Annotated in this window: 13 protein-coding genes and 1 tRNA gene; 7 read left to right on the forward strand and 7 right to left on the reverse strand. The window is 71.0% G+C overall.

The genetic code is table 11. The features are described 5' to 3' along the window. The first annotated feature begins 47 nt into the window (after nt 1-47). Nucleotides 48-2,420, forward strand: a complete 2,373-nt coding sequence (locus tag BN4252_RS00620; RefSeq protein ID WP_066524154.1) for an ATP-dependent DNA ligase — start codon at nt 48-50, stop codon at nt 2,418-2,420. Here BN4252_RS00620 and BN4252_RS00625 read toward each other — a convergent pair whose 3' ends face one another. The 4 genes from BN4252_RS00625 to BN4252_RS00640 form a co-directional block, all read right to left on the reverse strand. Further along, nucleotides 2,421-2,627, reverse strand: coding sequence for a hypothetical protein (locus BN4252_RS00625; protein WP_066524156.1), 207 nt, complete (start codon nt 2,625-2,627; stop codon nt 2,421-2,423). Nucleotides 2,628-2,702: 75 nt separating this feature from the next. Beyond that, a complete protein-coding gene (locus BN4252_RS00630) occupies nt 2,703-3,467 on the reverse strand; it encodes a spermidine synthase (protein ID WP_066524162.1) in 765 nt (254 codons plus the stop codon). Next, nucleotides 3,464-4,939 carry a DHA2 family efflux MFS transporter permease subunit gene (locus BN4252_RS00635; protein ID WP_230208526.1) on the reverse strand — a complete coding sequence of 492 codons (1,476 nt, stop codon included), beginning with the start codon at nt 4,937-4,939 and terminating at the stop codon, nt 3,464-3,466. Before BN4252_RS00635 ends, BN4252_RS00630 begins: the two co-directional genes overlap by 4 nt. A gap of 44 nt (nt 4,940-4,983) precedes the next feature. Next, nucleotides 4,984-6,447 (reverse strand): DUF4185 domain-containing protein, encoded by a 1,464-nt coding sequence (locus BN4252_RS00640; RefSeq protein WP_066524165.1) that lies wholly within the window; start codon nt 6,445-6,447, stop codon nt 4,984-4,986. A gap of 179 nt (nt 6,448-6,626) precedes the next feature. On the opposite strand from BN4252_RS00640, the gene fdnG reads away from it, so the two are divergent. From fdnG to nrfD, 3 genes are read left to right on the forward strand one after another with little or no spacing between them, the layout of a single operon-like run. Continuing rightward, nucleotides 6,627-9,890 (forward strand): formate dehydrogenase-N subunit alpha, encoded by a 3,264-nt coding sequence (fdnG, locus tag BN4252_RS00650; RefSeq protein ID WP_230208527.1) that lies wholly within the window; start codon nt 6,627-6,629, stop codon nt 9,888-9,890. Nucleotides 9,891-9,896: 6 nt separating this feature from the next. Beyond that, nucleotides 9,897-10,916: a 4Fe-4S dicluster domain-containing protein gene (locus BN4252_RS00655; RefSeq protein ID WP_066524168.1), complete on the forward strand. Its 1,020-nt coding sequence runs from the start codon at nt 9,897-9,899 to the stop codon at nt 10,914-10,916. Beyond that, complete coding sequence (gene nrfD / locus BN4252_RS00660) at nt 10,916-12,022, forward strand: NrfD/PsrC family molybdoenzyme membrane anchor subunit (RefSeq protein WP_066524170.1); 1,107 nt, start codon at nt 10,916-10,918, stop codon at nt 12,020-12,022. The genes BN4252_RS00655 and nrfD overlap by 1 nt, the downstream gene beginning before the upstream one ends. An 11-nt stretch (nt 12,023-12,033) precedes the next feature. Here nrfD and selD read toward each other — a convergent pair whose 3' ends face one another. Beyond that, nucleotides 12,034-13,035: a selenide, water dikinase SelD gene (selD, locus tag BN4252_RS00665; protein WP_066524172.1), complete on the reverse strand. Its 1,002-nt coding sequence runs from the start codon at nt 13,033-13,035 to the stop codon at nt 12,034-12,036. 25 nt (nt 13,036-13,060) lie between these two features. On the opposite strand from selD, the gene BN4252_RS00670 reads away from it, so the two are divergent. The 3 genes from BN4252_RS00670 to selB all read left to right on the forward strand — a co-directional run bounded on the left by BN4252_RS00670 (nt 13,061) and on the right by selB (nt 16,251). Beyond that, a tRNA-Sec gene (locus BN4252_RS00670) sits at nt 13,061-13,155 on the forward strand. 25 nt (nt 13,156-13,180) lie between these two features. Beyond that, nucleotides 13,181-14,473 (forward strand): L-seryl-tRNA(Sec) selenium transferase, encoded by a 1,293-nt coding sequence (gene selA / locus BN4252_RS00675; protein ID WP_066524173.1) that lies wholly within the window; start codon nt 13,181-13,183, stop codon nt 14,471-14,473. Continuing rightward, a complete protein-coding gene (gene selB, locus BN4252_RS00680; RefSeq protein WP_066524174.1) occupies nt 14,470-16,251 on the forward strand; it encodes a selenocysteine-specific translation elongation factor in 1,782 nt (593 codons plus the stop codon). Before selA ends, selB begins: the two co-directional genes overlap by 4 nt. A gap of 17 nt (nt 16,252-16,268) precedes the next feature. On the opposite strand, the gene BN4252_RS00685 is transcribed toward selB, so the two are convergent. Next, nucleotides 16,269-16,691, reverse strand: a complete 423-nt coding sequence (locus tag BN4252_RS00685) for a cupin domain-containing protein (RefSeq protein WP_066524175.1) — start codon at nt 16,689-16,691, stop codon at nt 16,269-16,271. Between the two features lie 36 nt (nt 16,692-16,727). Then, complete coding sequence (locus tag BN4252_RS00690) at nt 16,728-17,861, reverse strand: hypothetical protein (protein WP_066524180.1); 1,134 nt, start codon at nt 17,859-17,861, stop codon at nt 16,728-16,730. Nucleotides 17,862-17,882: the final 21 nt, after the last annotated feature.

The following is a 17,882-nucleotide window of genomic DNA, read 5'->3' on the forward strand; positions in this document are numbered from 1 at the left end:
CCGGCAACCGTGGCGCGCCCAGTCGGCGCGCGCATAGATTGGCCTGCATGGCTTCCGAAGGCAGCGAGGTGCGAGTGGGTGAGCGCCAACTCAAGGTGAGCAACCTGGACAAGGTGCTCTACCCGGAAACGGGCACCACCAAGGCCGATGTAATGCGCTACTACCTGGAGGTCGCGGATGCGCTCATCCCGCAGGCACAGGGCAGGCCCGTCACCCGCAAGCGCTGGCCGTCCGGGGTGGACGGCGAAAGCTTCTTCCGCAAAGACCTCGAGGACTCGGCACCCGAGTGGATCCCCACCGCCTCGATCCAGCACAAGACGAGCCTGAGCGAGTACCCGCTCATCGCCGAGCCCGCCACCCTGGCCTGGCTTGCCCAGGTGGCGGCCCTTGAACTGCACACCCCGCAGTGGCGCTTCGGCACGGGCAGCGCCCCCGCCAACCCGGACCGCCTCGTGCTCGACCTCGACCCGGGCCCCGGCGTGGGCCTCGAGCAGACCGCCGAGGTTGCGATGTGGTGCCGCGAAATCATCGAGGGCATGGGGCTCGAGGCGGTGCCGGTCACTTCCGGCTCGAAGGGGATCCACCTCTACGCGGGACTCGACGGGCTAAGCGACGCCGACGCGGTGAGCAAGGTCGCCCGCGCCCTCGCCGAGGCGCTGGAGGAGGAGCACCCCGGGCGCGTCACCGCCACCATGAAGAAGTCGGAGCGCGAGGGCAAGGTCTTCATCGACTGGAGCCAGAACAATGGCAAGAAGACCACGGTCTGCCCTTACTCGCTGCGCGGCCGCTCCCGCCCAACCGTTGCCGCGCCGCGGACCTGGGAGGAGATCGAGAGCCCCGGCCTGCAGCACCTCGAGTTCGAGGAGGTCATCGAGCGGGTCGCGGACGGCGTGGACCCCATCGCCGGGCTCGGCATGCCCGGGCCCGCCCAGACCGTCCAGACAGCCCAGACCGCCCAAGCACCAGACCGCCTCGCCACCTACAGGTCCATGCGCGACAAGACCAAGACCGGCGAGCCCGTCCCCGACGCGGCCCCCGCGCCCCGGGCCGAGGGCGAGCCCATCTTCGTCATCGGCGAGCACCACGCCTCCCACTTGCACTGGGACTTCCGCCTCGAGCACGACGGCGTCCTCGTGTCATGGGCCGTGCCGAGGGCCCCGCCCCTCGCCCCCGAGCTCACCCGCCTCGCCGTCCAAACCGAGGACCACCCGATCGAGTACGCCCAGTTCGAGGGCACGATCCCCAAGGGCCAGTACGGCGCGGGCACAGTAAAGATCTGGGATATCGGCACCTGCGAGATCGAGAAGTGGCGCGACTCGGAGGTCATCGCCGTCCTGCGTGGCCGCCCCGGCGGAGGCCTCGGCGGCGTGCCCCGGCGCTTCGCCCTGATCCGCACGGGAAGCCCCGGGAGCCCCGGGAGCCCCGGAAGCAAGGAGGGCGACAACTGGCTGCTGAAGCTGATGCGGCGGCAGCCGGGGGCGTCGGCAAGCAATGCAAAACCGGCCAGCCCGGCGCCGCAACCGATGCTGCCGGCGCCGGGGACCCTGGCCGACATCAGGCTCGCCGAGCAGGACGGCACCGAGTTCGCGTTCGAGATGAAGTGGGACGGCTACCGCATCATCGCCGACGTGCGCGACGGCCGCGCCACCCTTAGAAGCCGCGCCGGGAAAGACTACACCGAGCTCTTCCCGCACGCCCCCGAGCTGGGGCTTTTGCTTGCCGACGCCACCTTCGACGGCGAACTCGTCGCCCTGAACGAGGAAGGCCGCCCCGATTTCTCGCTGCTGCGCGCGGCCGAGCCCGGCGCGGAGCTGCGCTACATGGCCTTCGACCTGCTGCGGGTCGGGGAGCGCGACCTCACCGGCGAGCCCTACCACGCGCGCCGCGCCCTGCTCGAGGAGCTGGGCGGCACGGAGCACGTGGCCATCCCGCCCGCCCACACGGGCAGCTTCGAGGGGGCGTGGCGGGTGGCGGGGGAGATGGGGCTGGAGGGGGTCGTGGCCAAGCAGCAAAGCTCCCCCTACGTGGCGGGGGAGCGCAGCCGCCTCTGGCTGAAGGTGAAGCGCGAGCTGCACCAGGAGGTGGTGGTGATCGGGGCGCGCCGCGGCAAGCGCGGCATCGCGTCCCTTTTGGTCGCGGTGCCGGACGAGGCCGGTGAGCTGCGCTACGCCGGGCGCGTGGGCACCGGCCTCTCGGCCGCGCAGCTCGATGAGATCGGGGCCAGGCTGCGCCGCGCCGAGCGCAAGACTCCCCCGGTGGAGGTGCCGGCCGAGGACGCGAAGGATGCCTGGTGGGTGACCCCGAAGCACGTCGCCGAGGTGGCGCTCACCGGGGCGACCGGCGGCCGCAAGGTGCGCCACGCCTCCTGGCGCGGCTGGCGCGACGACAAGTCGCCGGCCGACGTGCGCTGGGAGGTGTGACTACTCACCCTCGAGGGTGGGGTGGTCGCCGCCGTCCTCGAGGTCCATCTCGTAGGTGATCTGGGCGTTTTCCGTATCGCTCTGCGCTTCCTCCCCGTAGCCGAGGGCGGAGCCGGTGTCCTGGGCGAACTGGTCCTCGTCGTGGTCAACCGGCTTGTTGGTGGAGCCGTCGGTGGTGTAGCCGGGCTTGGCGGGGTCGTTCTGCATGGCAGCCTCCTTGTCGATGCGTCCCCCTCGGAACGCGGTAGGTACTTGTACAGTGCCCCGATGGTAGCGCGGCAGCTAGTCCCGCCGCGCTACTCCCGCCGCGCCGTGAAAGCGCGCCCCGTCCCTCACCGGCACGTCCCCGGCGAAGGCGAGCGGGGCGTCCGACGCCGCCACAACCACGTTGCCGTAGGCCCGCCCGGCGAGCATCTCGGCTGGCCCCGCCGCGGCCGTGTGGGCGAACACCTCGCCCAGCCCGGCGAGCTCGGCGCGCACCTCGGGCAGCCCAGCCGCGTCGCCGACGTTGGCCAGAAAGATTCCACCCGGGGCGAGCGCCCGCCGCGCCGCCCGGTAGAACTCCACGGTGGTCAGCGGCCGCGGGGTGGACGGGCCCGCGAACACGTCGCGCACCAGCACGTCCACCGACCCGGCCGGGAGCGCGTGCGTGAAGGCGCGCGCCTCCGCGACCGCGATCTCCACCGGCGGGGCGAAGACCTCCCGCACCAGCGCCGCGAGCGCCGCGTCCACCTCCACGGCCACGTTGCGGTTGCCGAAGCGGTGCGCGAAGTAGCTCGGCAGCGCGCACCCGGCCGCACCCAGGTGCACCGCGGTGAAGGGCCCTTGCTTATCGACGAACCCCGCCAACCACCCCATGTACTCAAACGCCAACACCTCCGGGGCGCCCGGCACCACGTACGAGGAGGGCACCCGGTTGACTTCCAGCACGTAGCCGCCGTCCCTGTCCGGGTCCGCCACGATCTCGGCGACGCCCGTGTCTATCGGGTACGTGCCCTCGATGCGGCGCTTCCGGGCGCGGGGCTTGCGCCTGCCTGCGCCGCTCACGCTTTCCAGGACTTCGTCTTGGCAAAGCAGCAGGCCACCAGCGCCCCAAGCACGATCACGGCGCACGGCAGCCACACCGAGTTGGCCATCGCCTGGGCGAACGGGGCGTGCAGGGGCTCGGGCAGCGCGCCGCCCACCCCGGCCGCGCCCGCCGCGCCAGCCGCGCCAGCCGCGCCAGCCGCGCCGCTCCCGCCCCCGAGCTGGCGGGCCAGCTGCGAGCTCATCATCGCCGCGATGGCCGCCGAGCCGATCACTGCGCCGACCTGACGGGTGGTGTTGTACACGCTCGAGCCCGCCCCGGCCAGGCGCGGGTCCAGGTTGCGGGTGGCGATCATGGACAGCGGCCCCCACAGCATCGAGTTCGCCACGCCGTAGAGGGCGGAGACCGCGTACATCCACCGCGGGTCGATGCCTGGGTCGGTGATCAGGGCCGTCACCGCCACCGACACCGCCACCAGGGAAAGGCCAGCAATGGCGAAGGGCTTCGGGTCGTGCGTGTTAGTCAGCTTGCCTACGAAGGGGGACAGCACGCCCGAGATCAGGCCCGAGGGCAACACCAGCAGGGCGGCCGCGGTGGGGGACAGGCCGCGCACCGTCTGCACGTAGATCATCCACGGGATGATGTAGGTGGAGATGGTGAAGCCGACCGTGGCGATGGCGGTGCTGGCCAGCGAGAAGTTGCGGTCGGCGAAGAGGCGCAGCGGTACGAGGGCGGCGTCGGCAAGCATGCTCTGCCTGCGGACGAACAGACCCATGAGCGCGCAGGCCGCCACCATGAACCCCCAGAAGCGCCAATCCCAGCCCAGGCGCGCCCCCTCCTGGATGCCGAAGACGAGGCAGAACATGCCTGCGGTGCTTAAGGCCACGCCGGGCCAGTCGAAGGTGCGGTTGGTGCGCTCCAGGCGCGGCACGTGGACCCAGGCGAGGACAAGGCCCGCGATACCCACCGGCACGTTGACGAAGAAGATCCAGGCCCAGCCGGAGGCGTCGACAAGCAAACCGCCCAAGAGCGGCCCGGTCACGGTGGCCAACCCGGCCGTGGCCCCCCACACGCCCATCGCGCCGCCGCGCGCGGCGGGGTCGAAGGTGCGGATCATCACCGACATGGTCTGCGGGGTGACCATCGCGCCCCCGAGGCCCTGGAACGCGCGGGCCGCGATCAGCGCCCCGATGCTCGGCGACAGCCCGCACGCCAGCGACGACACCGTGAACAGGGCGAGGCCGGCCAAGTACATGGTGCGGGGGCCGAAGCGGTCCCCCAACCGGCCCGTGACCAGAAGCGGCACGGCGTACGCGAGCAGGTACGAGCTGTTGACCCAGATGACCTGGTCGTACGTTGCGTCGAGGCCCTCCGTGATCGCGGGGATGGCCACCGAGACGATGGTGGAATCCACGAGAATCATGAAGAAACCCAGCATCATCGACCACAGAGCTGGCCACGGCGACGCGGCCTGGGTGCGGGGAGAAGTCACCCGGGGGACTATACGCCCGGGGGACTATACGGCAGCGCGTCCTGCTAGAACGGCAGCGCGGCCTGCACCTGCGGCGGCAGGAGGGGGCGCAACGCAGGCCACGACACCGCGGCCAAGCCCGCCACGCCCGCGATGACGCCCAGCGCGATCGCGACCGCCGCGAACGAGTCGCTGGAACCGAGGGCGCTCGAGTCGGTGCCGGGGGAGGTGCCGGGGGAGGTGCCGTTGCCGGGGGAAGCAGCTCGGTTTGGGGAAATATCGAGCTCGCGCTTGTTGGTCTGAGGGGCGGAAGCTTCGTTGTAGTTCTCTGCGTGCCAGCGCAACCCCCGCGCGTTGAATTGCGTGGACGTGTAGCGCGGCCGCGTATTCCCCGCCTCGGACTCCGCGGTGTTCCACTGCGAGATGACTAGGTCCAGGTTGTTCAGCGTGGAGCCGGGAACGATGTAGCCCCCGTAGGGCTGGGACCAATTATCGGGGGTCTGGCGGTTCCACCACGGCCCATGCTTCACAATCGTGACTGCGTGGACGTCATTCCAGTCCCGCTCCAGCGTGTCGGAGATCCGCACTTCCACCGACAGCGTGGACTCGTTAAACATCGCGAGCACCCAGTAGCCGTCGATGTAGCGCAGGTTCATCTCGCCGGCCTTGAGCGCGCTACCGTTCGCGTTCTTGTCCAGCACTGTCGTTCCGCGGTCGCCCCACGAGCGGGTGTTGGTGTTGTAAATCTCCCACTTGGACTGATCCGGGATGTCCCCCGGGCGGGCCCGCCACAGGTACACAGGGCTTTTGCGCCCGAACTTGGTCGACACGGCGTACAGGTATTCCCCGTCCGGCCCCATCGCCCACGAAATCAACTCCTCCACCCCGCCGATTCGGGAGCGGTGGGCGCGGCTCGCGCGCTGCCACGTCTTCCCGTCATCGTCCGAGCGGTACACCTGGGTGGAGGTGACGTTGCCGAAGGGCTCGTTCCACATGCCCTGCAGGTAGAGCGTGCCGTCAATGTTGATGATGTCGGAAGGAAGCAGCGTCCTGTTGTCGGTGTGGTTGTAGCTGACCAGCTGCGAGACCCGGTTGGTGCCGTTCAGGGCGCGGAGCAGCTGGATGCTTCCCAACCGGCCTTGGCGGGCCACCGCGCCCATCGGGCTCATCCACTGCTTGCCGAACTCGCCTATGAACGAGTCGCCGAAGATCATCGCGAACTCGCCCGTGGAGCCGTCGCCGAGCGGCGCCATCGCTCCGAGATCCACGAGGTCCACACCCAGCGGCTTCGTGTGCTCGCCAGCAACGTCACCCTTGTTGCGGACAATGACCCCGTCAAGCGCCATGTTGGTGCTGGTGAGCTCGGGTTTGTCGGTTTCGGTCAGGGCTTCGTCGTCAAGCACCTGCCCCTCCTCCACTTGCTCTTCCTCCTGCGCAGCCGCCGGGACGGCGACGGCGGGCGAGCACACGGCGGCGGCGACGCCGAGAGCTGCGGCGCGGCGCAGCGCGGAACGGGGGATGCGGGGCATGGCGGCGAACCTCACACGGGACGGGCACGGACGGACCCCTAGACCCGTCTCTTATACACATCCGACGCTGCCGACCATCATACCCCTGCTCCACTCGCCGGCGCCACTACCACTCTGCGCTCTGAACAAGTCGACGCCCCCTCCCTCACGCCCCCTCCCGCTGCACTAGTGTGGAACCCATGTCACGTATCAGCCCACTGAACTGGCCGGTGGTGCGCCAGCTGCGCGGAGGCGACCTCTTCGCGCGCGGCGAGAACACCGAGTCGGAGCGAACGAAAGAGATGGAGGGGCGCATCGCTTCCGCTGACCGCGTGGTCAAAAGCGTGTGCCCCTACTGCGCCGTGGGCTGCGGGCAGCGGGTATACGTCAAGGACGACAAGGTCATTCAGATCGAGGGCGACCCTGATTCCCCGCACTCCCGCGGCCGCCTGTGCCCCAAGGGCGCAGCCTCCGAGCAGCTGGTGAACGCCCCCGGGCGCCTCACCCAGATCCTGTACCGTGCCCCGCGCTCTAAGGAGTGGGTCACGCTTGACCGCGAGACCGCGCTCGATATGGTGGCGGACCGCTTCATGGAGGCCCGCAAGAACGGGTGGCAGGACACCGACGACAAGGGCAACCCCGTCCGCCGCACCATGGGCATCGCCGGCCTCGGCGGGGCTGCCATGGACAACGAGGAGAACTACCTGATTAAGAAGCTCTGGACCGCCTCGGGCGCGGTGCAGATTGAAAACCAAGCCCGCATATGACACTCCTCCACGGTTCCCAGTTTGGGATCCTCGTTTGGCCGCGGCGGCGCGACCCAGCCGCTGCAGGATATGGCGAATGCGGACTGCATCGTCATCCAAGGGTCCAACATGGCCGAAGCACACCCGGTGGGCTTCCAGTGGGTAATTGAGGCCAAGAAGCGCGGCGCGCGGATTATTCACGTGGACCCGAGGTTCACGCGAACGTCGGCAGTAGCCCACAAGCACATCCCCATCCGCGGCGGCTCCGACGTGGTGCTGCTCGGCGCGGTGATCAACTACGTGCTGGAGAACGAGCTGTACTTCAAGGAGTACGTGCAGTCCTTCACCAACGCGTCCACCATCATCAACGATGAATTCCAGGACACCGAGGATCTGGAGGGCCTCTTCTCGGGCTACGACCCGGAGACCGGCAAGTACGACAACACCACGTGGCAGCCGAAGCCGGCTTGGGACGCGCAGGTGTCCTGGGACGTGGAGAAGGACGAGACGCTTGAGGACCCGCGCTGCGTCTTCCAGATCCTCAAGCGCCACTACTCGCGCTACACCCCGGAGATTGTGGAGAAGGCCTGCGGCATCCCGCAGGAGGACTTCTTCTACCTGGCCCGCTCCATTGCCGAAAACTCCGGGCGCGAGCGAACCACCTGCTTCGCGTACGCACTCGGCTGGACGCAGCACACCATGGGTGCCCAGTTCATCCGCACCTGCGCCATCCTGCAGCTGCTGATGGGCAACGTGGGCCGCCCCGGCTCCGGCATCATGGCCCTTCGCGGCCACGCCTCCATCCAGGGTTCCACCGACGTGCCCACCCTCTTCCACCTGCTGCCGGGCTACCTGCCCATGCCGCAGGCCGAGGTGCAGACCTGGGACCAGTACCTCGCCGCCGTGTCCAAACCGGACCAGAAGGGCTTCTGGCAGAAGGGCGACACCTACTCGGTGTCCTTGATGAAGGCCTACTGGGGCGACGCCGCAACCGAGGAAAACAACTGGGGCATGGACCTCATGCCGCGCCTCACCGGCGCGCACTCCACGTACCACACCCTGCAGCTGATGATGCAGGGCCTGATCGACGGCTACTTCGTCTTCGGCCAGAACCCCGCCGTGGCGCAGTCCAACGGCCACATGCAGCGCATGGCGCTTTCCAAGCTGAAGTGGCTGGTGGTGCGCGACTTCCAGGAGATCGAGACCGCGACCTTCTGGAAGGACTCCCCAGAGATTGCGTCCGGCGACCTTGTCACGGAGGAGATTGACACCGAGGTCTTCCTCTTCCCGGCGGCGAACCACGTGGAAAAGGCAGGCACCTTCACCCAGACGCAGCGCATGCTGCAGTGGCGCTTCAAGGCGAAGAACCCGCCAGGGGACGCGGACAGCGATCTGCAGTTCTTCTACGACTTGGGCCTGCGCCTGAAGGAGCGCGTCAAGGACTCCACCGACCCGCGCGATCTGCCACTGCAGAAGATCACCTGGGATTACGAGCTGGATGAGGAAGGCGAGATCAACGCAGAGTCCGTGCTCCGCGAGATCAACGGCTACTACCTCGAGGGCCCGCGCAAGGGCGAGCTGGTGGACAAGTTTGCGGACCTGAAGGCCGACGGCTCCACCTCGTGCGGCTGCTGGATCTACTCGGGCGTTTTTGCTGGCGACGTCAACCGTTCCGCCAACAAGCGCCCCGGTTCCGAGCAGGACGAGATGGCTTTGGAGTGGGGCTGGGCGTGGCCGATGAACCGCCGCGTGCTCTACAACCGCGCCTCCGCGGATGCGGACGGCAAGCCGTGGTCCGAGCGCAAGAAGCTGGTTTGGTGGGACGAGGACGCCGAGAAGTGGCAGTCCAACGACGTGGTCGACTTCCCGGTGGACCGCGCGCCCGGCTACAAGCCGGACCGCGACGCCGTTGGCCCCGCCGCGCTGGCCGGCGATGACCCGTTCATCATGCAGCCGGACGGCAAGGGATGGCTCTTCGCACCGCGCGGCATGGTGGACGGCCCGCTGCCCACCCACTACGAGCCGCAGGAGTCGCCGTTCCCGAACTTCCTGTACAAGCAGCAGCAGTCCCCGTCCCGCATCGTCATGCGCGGCCCGAACAACCTGTCCGCGCCCAACTATGGCGAGGACGGCGCGGGCGTCTACCCGTACGTGCTGAATACGTACAGGTTGACCGAGATGTACACCTCCGGCGCCATGACGCGTACCCTGCCGTTCCTAGCGGAGCTGCAGCCCGAGCTGTTCTGCGAGGTTTCCCCAGAAATGGCCGAGCGAGTCGGACTGGAAAACGGCGGCTGGGCAACGCTGATTTCGCCGCGCGGCGCCATCGAGGCGCGCGTGCTGGTGACGGACCGCATCCCATCGCTGACCATTGGTGACCAGGAGTACGAGCAGATCGGCATGCCGTTCCACTACGGACAGGGCAGCTACGCCGAGGTCAAGGGAGACGGCCCGAACGACCTGCTGGGCATCATGCTGGACCCGAACGTGAACATCCAGGCCTCCAAGGTCTCGGCCGTGGACATCCGCCCCGGCCGACGCCCGCGCGGCGAGGAGCGCGACGAGCTGGTTCGCGAGTACCAGCGCCGCGCCGGCCTCAACGAGGACACCGGTGCCACGCTGGGCAACCACGACGCCACCGCGGCGGCGGGCTTGGATGATGAGAACACCGCGGAGAAGGACAACACCAAGCGCAACATGGCGGAGAGGGAAGGCTAGAGGCAGATGGCAAGAACAAACAGCATCACCGAGGCCCCCCGGCACGTTGGCTACCAGCCATCAGAGCGCAAGGCGTTCTTCACCGACACCTCGATCTGCATCGGCTGCAAGGCCTGCGAGGTGGCCTGCAAGGAGTGGAACCGCAACCCGCAAGACGGCGCCTACGAGCTATCCGGCATGTCCTACGACAACACCGGCTCACTCGGCGCGGACACCTGGCGCCACGTGGCGTTCATCGAGCAGTCCGAGGCCCAAATCACCCGCGCCCGCGAGGAGGGCGCCAAGCTGGTGGCGCTCGGCATGCCGGGCATTGGCGTCGAGGACGTGAAGGAGGCGACCCCGAAGCCGGAGTCCGTCACCCCGGCGGACACCCCGGACTTCCGCTGGCTGATGTCCTCGGACGTGTGCAAGCACTGCACCAACGCGGGCTGCCTCGATGTGTGCCCCACCGGTGCGCTGTTCCGCACCGAGCACGGCACCGTGGTGGTGCAGGATGACGTCTGTAACGGCTGCGGCACCTGCGTGGCGGGCTGCCCGTTCGGCGTGATCGAGCGCCGCTCCGACGGCGGGGTGTCCAAGCGTGACGAGCGATCCAAGCGCGTCGGCGAGGATTTCACCGTTGGCGAGGTCGCCCCGATCAAGAACATCGGCGTGGCCCAGAAATGCACCATGTGCTTCGACCGCCAGGCGGTGGGCGAGGGGCCGGCCTGCGCGAAGACCTGCCCGACCACCTCGATCAAGTACGGCTCGTACGACGAGATGCTCGCCGCCGCCAAGACCCGCGTGGCGGAGCTGCACGCGCAGGGCATGACCGAGGCGCGCCTGTACGGCGCCAACAGCGAGGACGGTGTCGGGGGCACGGGTTCGATCTTTTTGCTTCTCGACGCCCCCGAGGTCTACGGCCTTCCCCCGGACCCCCAAGTGCCAACCGCGAACCTGCCCGCGATGGCGAAGCGCGCGGCCGCGGCCGCCGCCGGCCTCATCGGCGCGGTGGCCGGCGCATTCCTGATTGGAGGACGAAGCTAATGGCGGAATTCGACAGCTTCCGGCCGCCGGAGGAGCCGCGCGGCCCGCGCCGCCGCGGCACCGGCACCAACAACACGCGCAGCAACACGCGCGGCAAGAAGCAGCGCCGCGGCGAGGAGCTGATGGTGCCGAAGGCCCAGTTCGAGCAGTACGACTCCTACTACGGCAAACCAATAGTGAAGTTCCCGCCGTGGGAGTGGCCGATCGCGGGCTACCTGTTCCTCGGCGGCGTCGCGGGCGGATCCGCCCTGCTCTCGCTCGGCGCGGGCGTCACCGGCAACCGCGAGCTTGAGCGAAACACACGCCTGGCGGCCTTCGGCGCCGCCGGCGTGGGCTCCGGGCTCCTCATCCTGGATCTGGGCCGGCCCGAGCGCCTGCTGAACATGTTCCGCGTGTTCAAGATCTCCTCGCCGATGAGCGTCGGGTCCTGGATCCTGGGCGCCTTCGGCTCAACCTCGGCGATCGCGGCCGCGGCCGAGGTCGACGAGCTGACGGGGGAGCGCCTGCCCCTGCCGGGCGCGGCCCGCGGCCTGCTGCAGTGGGCGGCCACCCCGGCCGGCGTTGCCTCCGGCATCCTTGGCGCGCCCCTGGCCGTCTACACCGCGGTGCTGCTCGGCAACACCTCGGTGCCCATGTGGCAGGACGCGCACCAGGAGCTGCCGGCCCTGTTCGTGTCTTCGGCGGCGTCGGCGGCCTCGGGCGCGGCGCTGGTGACCACCTCCACCGGAAACGCCGGGCCGGCCCGCGCGCTTGCCGTCATTGGCGCCGCGGCGGACGTCGCGGCCTCGCGGCGGATGGAGGCAAACCTCACCGCACCGCTCGGGGAGACCGTGCGCGCCGGCAAGGCGGGGCGCCTGCTCAAGGCGGCGGAGGCCTGCGTGGTCGCCGGCGGTGCGGGCGCGCTGCTGGCCGGGCGCAACCGCGCCGCGGCCGCCCTGTCCGGGGCGGCGCTCATGGCGGGCTCCTGCCTGACGCGCTTCGGCATCATCCAGGCGGGCCGCCAGTCCACCGAGGATCCGAAGTACGTGGTGGAGCCGCAGCGCGAGCGCCTCGAGCGTCGCCGCCGGGAGGGCCGGACGGGCGATGCCATCACCACGGCCCGCTAGACCACGGCCCGCTAGACCACGCGCACGCGCCCGGTGCCGGCGGTGGTCTCCCCGATGACGGGGTAGCCGGGGATTTCGCCGATGAGGAGGAGGCCGCCGGAGGTCTGTGCGTCGGCAAGCAAAAGAAGCTCCTCCTCGCCGCGGTCCGAGTCGACGTGCGGGCGCACCCAGTCCAGGTTGCGCCTGGAGCCGCCGGGCACGAAGCCGTCGCGCAGCGTCTCGCGGGCGCCGTCGATGAGCGGCACCTTGGTAACGTCCACCACGGCGTCGACGCCGGACGCGCGCGCCATCTTGTACAGGTGGCCGAGGAGCCCGAAGCCGGTCACGTCGGTGGCGGCCCGCACACCGGCCCCCACCGCGGCGCGCGAGGCGTCGGCGTTGAGGGTGGTCATCACCGCGACGGCCTGCTCGAACCACTCGCCGGTGGCCTTGTGGCGGTTGTTCAGAAGCCCGGATCCGATCGGCTTGGTCAGGGTGATGGGCAGCCCGGGCTCGGCGGCGTCGTTGCGCATCAGCCGCGCCGGGTCCGCGGTGCCGGTGGCGGCCATGCCGTAGATCGGCTCGGGCGCGGAGATGGAGTGCCCGCCGGTGACGGAGATGCCGGCCGCCGTCGCCGCGTCGAGCCCGCCGCGCAGCACCTCGCGGATGAGTTCTTGGGGCAGCACGTCGCGGGGCCAGCCCAGCAGGTTGATGGCGGTGATCGGGGTGCCGCCCATGGCGTAGACGTCGCTGAGCGCGTTGACGGCGGCGATGCGGCCCCAGGTGTAGGCGTCGTCCACCACGGGGGTGAAGAAGTCTGCGGTGGAGATCACGGCCAGGTCGTCGCGCACGCGGATGGCGGCGGCGTCATCGCCGTCGTCGAGGCCCACGATCACGTTTGGGTCGGCGTAGCCCACCAGGCCGGCCACGGCGTCCTCCAGCTCGCCCGGGGGGATCTTGCAGGCGCAGCCGCCGCCCGCCGCGAACTGGGTGAGGCGGATGGCGCCCGGGTTGTCCTTTGTGTTTTGGCTCATACGCCGCATGGTAGCGTGGCCGCTTGGAGGTGTACGTGTCCTGGTGGGCGCCCCAGTCTTCAAAACTGGTGAGGCCGAGCATCTCGGCCTGGCAGGTTCGATTCCTGTCCATCTCCGCCACTCGCGCCAGGGGAGGTAGACGTTTTTGGATCCGCGCAGCAGCATTCCGCGCACGGATGAGCTTGTATCGCTTGTCGACGCCCCCTTGATCGCGCCCCACGCTCTGAAAGCCGCAGCCCGGCGGGCCCAGGAGGCCGCGCGCCGCGGCGAGATCGCGCCCGGGCAGGTGGCCGCGCGCTTCCTCGAGCTCGCCGCCGCTGGCCCCTCCACGCTCACGCCCGTCATTAACGCCACCGGGGTGGTGGTGCACACCAACGTCGGGCGCGCGCCCCTGGCCCCGGAGGCCGCCGATGCCGCGCTGCGCGCCGCCGGCTACGTGGACGTGGAGATGGACCTCGCAGGCGGGGTGCGCTCCCGAGAGCGCGGGAAGCAGGCGACGGGCGCCCTGCTCGAGGCGTGCCCGGCCGCGGAGGACGCCCTGGTGGTCAACAACGGCGCCGCCGCCCTGCTGCTCGCGGCCGCGGCGTTCGCCGAGGGCGGCCAGCTGGTCATCTCCCGCGGCGAGCTCATCGAGATCGGGGCCGGCTTCCGCCTGCCAGAGCTGATCGAGTCGGCCCGGGTGGACCTGGTGGAGGTCGGAGCGACCAACCGCACCCACGAGGCGGACTACGAGGCGGCGCTCGCCCGGGGCGCCAGCGCCGTGCTCAAGGTACACCCGTCGAACTACCGGGTGGAGGGGTTTGCGTCTGCGGTGGGCGTCGACAAGCTCAAGCCCCTCGCACGCGCGCACGGTGCGGCCCTGATCGTGGACACCGGCTCCGGCCTGCTCACGCCCGACCCGCTGCTGCCGGACGAGCCGGACGCGGCGACCGCGCTGAAAGCGGGCGCCGACGTGGTGCTCTTCTCAGGTGACAAGCTGCTGGGCGGGCCGCAGGCGGGCGTGGTGCTGGGCACGCGCGAGGCCGTTGCGCGCATGCGCCGGCACCCGCTGGCGCGCGCGGTGCGCATAGACAAGCTGCGGCTCGCGGCCCTCGAGGCGACCCTGCGCGCTCCTCACGTGCCCGTGGCCGAGTACCTGCACGCGGACCGGGAGGAGCTGCTCGCGCGCACGGAGCGCCTCGCCGCTCGGGTTGGCGGCGAGGTGGTGGACCACGACGGCCGCGTCGGCGGCGGGGGAGCGCCCGGGGTGGCCCTACCCGGCTACGCGGTGCGCCTGCCCGAGGTGCTGGCCGCCCCGCTGCGCCGCCGCGACCCCGCCGTGCTCGGACGCGTGCACGGCGGGCACCTGCTGCTGGATCTGCGGTGCGTGCCGCCGGAGCGCGACGCGGAGCTGGCGGCGGCGGTGGAGGCGGTCAGGGGAACGCCGCGCGGCAGGTGAACGCCGCGCGCTACGTTGTGGCCACGGCGGGCCACGTGGACCACGGCAAGTCCACCCTGGTCAAGCGGCTCACCGGCATGGAGCCAGACCGGTGGGAGGAGGAGCGCAGGCGCGGGCTGACCATCGACCTGGGCTTTGTGTGGGCGTCGCTGCCGGGCGCCGGGGCCGCGGAACCGCTGGACGTCGCGTTCGTGGACGTGCCGGGGCACGAGCGCTTCATCGCAAACATGCTCGCGGGTGTGGGCCCCGCGCCCGCGGTGCTGCTGGTGGTGGCGGCGGACGAGGGCTTCAAGGAACAGTCGCGGGACCACTTGGACGCGATCGACGCCTTCGGCATCGGCACCGGGGTGGTGGCCATGACGCGCGCGGACAACGCCGACGCCGCCCGCCGCGCCGAGGTGCGCGCCGAGATCGCTCGCGAGACCGCCGGCACCACGGCCGTGGGCTGGCCGGTTGTGGAAGTCTCGGCCAAGACGGGCGAGGGTCTCGCGGAGCTCACCGCCACCCTCGCGCGGGTGCTGCGCGCCGCCGCAGCGCCCGACCCCGCTGCCCGCGTGCGCTTCTGGGTGGACCGCTCCTTCAGCGTCAAGGGCGCCGGCACCGTGGTTACGGGTACGCTCACCGCGGGCACGATCCGCGCGGGCGACACCCTCCAGGCGGGCGAGCGCGAGGTGCAGGTGCGCGGCCTGCAGTCCGAGGACGCGCCCGTGGACGCCGCCGCCCCCGCCATGCGCGTGGCGTTGAACCTGCGCGGCGTCGACGCCGCCGCCGTTGGGCGCGGGGACGCGCTGGTGACCCCGGGGGAGTGGTGGAGCACTTCGCTTATCGACGTCTCCCTCTCCACCGCAACCCCCACCGCCGACCTGCCCCGCGAGGCGGTCTGCCATATCGGCACCGCGGGTGTGGCCTGCGCGGTGCGCGCCCTCGGGGAGCACCACGCCCGCCTCACCCTGGAGCGCCCGCTGCCGCTCGCGCTCGGCGACGCCGTGGTGCTGCGCGGCTCCGGCGAGCAGCACATCCTGGCCGGGGCGCGGGTGGTGGACGCGGATCCGCCCGCCTTCACCGCACGCGGCGACGCCGCTCGCCGCGCCGCTGAGCTGCCCGCCCTGCCGGACATCAGCGCCGAGATCGCCCGCCGCGTGGCCGTCGAGCCCGCGCTGCTGGCCACCCTGGGCTACGACGTGCCGGACGCCCCGCCGCAGGGGTCGATCGCCTTCGCCGGCTACTGGATCCGCGCGGCCCAGGTCATGGCGTGGAAGGACGCCCTGGCGCGCGCCGTGGCCGAGCACGAGGCCGCCGACCCGCTCTCCCCGGGCCTGACCGCGGGCGCGGCGGCGGAGCGGCTGGCCCTGCCGGATGCGCGGCTGCTCCCGCTCGCCGCGGCCGCCGCCAAGCTGCAGGTCCGCGACGGCGTGGTTTCCTCAGGGCGGACCCGGGACCTGGGGGAGGGCATCGCCAAGCTGGAGGCGCACCTGGCCGCCGACCCCTTCGCCGCCCCCGAGGCCGCGGACCTCGAGCGCTGGGGCGTGGGCCCGAAGGAGCTCGCCGCCGCCGAGCGCGCCGGCCGCGTGGTGCGGATCGCGGACGGCGTGGTGCTGCTCCCCAGCGCCCTGGAGCGGGCCGCGGCCCTCCTGGCCGGCCTGCCCGCCCCGTTCACGGCGTCGGAGGCCCGCAAGGCGTGGGGCACCACCCGCCGCGTGGCCATCCCGCTGCTGGAAACGCTGGACGCGCGCGGCGTGACCCGCCGGGTCGACGGCACCGCGCGCGTCCTGCGCTGATCCGGCTGAAGCGGGGGTTAGACCGCGTCGGTCTCGTTCGGGTCGTTGTCCGCGTCCGCCTTGGTCTCGTGGCGGGGGCCCCGCCTGTGCTCGGCGGGCGCGTAGATGGAGTACAGCTTCGCCGGCGCGTCGGACTCGTTGACAAAGTTGTGCCATGTACCGGCCGGCACGAAGGCCGCCCAGTCGGCGCCGACCACCTCGTCCACCTCGAGGTCGTCCTCGGACGGGCCGATCTTGGCGCGTAGCTCGCCCTCCTCCAGGCGGAGGAACTGGTCGTGGTCGTCGTGGATCTCCGCACCGATCTCGCCGCCGACCGGGATGGTCATCACCGTCAGCTGCAGGTTCGGGCCGGTCCACAGGGTGTCTCGGAAGGCCTCGTTGTCCAGCGTCGCGCGCTCGATGTTCACTACGTACGGATTGGGTCCCTTGTCGTTGCTCATACGCCCCACCGTACGCGCTTTCGCTTATCGACGCCCCTACCTGCGGTGACGCCCCCCTGTGCCCGCTGTACCCGCCGTGCCCGCGGCGCGCCGCTGCCTGCGCAGCCGCACTTTCTCTACCTCGGTGAGGTAGCCCTCGGCGCCCGCGAGGGCGTCCCCACCGTCGCCGCCGGCCGCGGGGACGCGGCGCGGTTCCGGCGTGGCCTGCTGATCCGCCGCGCCCGACGCGCCGCCCGGTAGCGCAAACATCTCCGTCGGGGCGGCGACCTCCTCGGGGCGCGCGCGGCCCGCCAGCGAGACGTAGCGCGCGGTGTGGCGCGGGCGCACCGTGTCGCCCGGGTCGGCCACGAACGCCCGCTCCACGGTCACGGCCCACGTGCCGTCCGGGAACTCCACGAGGGACCACGGCTCGGTCGGCGTCAGGTCGGGGACCTTGAGGGCGGGCACCGTCTGCAGGCCCTCGTTGGGGCCGGCCACGTTCAGCGCCGCCATGCCGCCCACCAGCACGGCGCGGGCGTACACGGGCATCGCGCCACCCGCGCCACCGGCGCCACCCGCGCCGCCAGCACCGGCCGCGACGCGCACGAACTCCCGCAACTGGGCCGCATCTGCCTCCGCAAACCCGCCGAGCACCTTGCCGCCCAGTGTCGCCGCCACCGCGCCGCCCACCTCGTGCAGGGCGACAAACCAGGAGCCGGGGGAGCGGGCGGCGAGCTCCTCGGCGGAGTACTCGCCGGCCGCCGTGTCCACCACCACCATGTCCCCGGGCGGCAGCACCGCGGCGCCCGGGGCGGTGTCGTTGCGCGGCACCGCCAGCTGCGGAGGCGGCAGGATCACGGTGGTGCGGAAGAGGCCCGCCGCCGCGTCGTGGCGGATCTCGGCCGTGGTCACCGGCAGGAGCAGGGAAGCCTCGACGCGGCGCATGTCTTCGTAGCGCCCGCGCTGAGACCACGGGATCTCCCCGATGACGCGGCCTTGGGAGCCGTCGACAAGCAATCTGCGCACACTCCACGCCCCGTTCAAGGGGTTGGGGTGCAAAAGGACGGGCACGAACGCCGAGCCCTCAAGCCCGGCAAACTCGTCGAAGAGGGGGACCTGGGCCACCTGGTCGAGGCCGATTTCTTCGCCGACGCCCCACACCGACGGCGCCAAAGGGTAGAGCCTGTCCATGGCGGGCAGTCTACTTCGCGT

This window comes from Corynebacterium bouchesdurhonense (assembly GCF_900078305.2).
GTDB classification, from domain to species: Bacteria; Actinomycetota; Actinomycetes; order Mycobacteriales; family Mycobacteriaceae; genus Corynebacterium; species Corynebacterium bouchesdurhonense.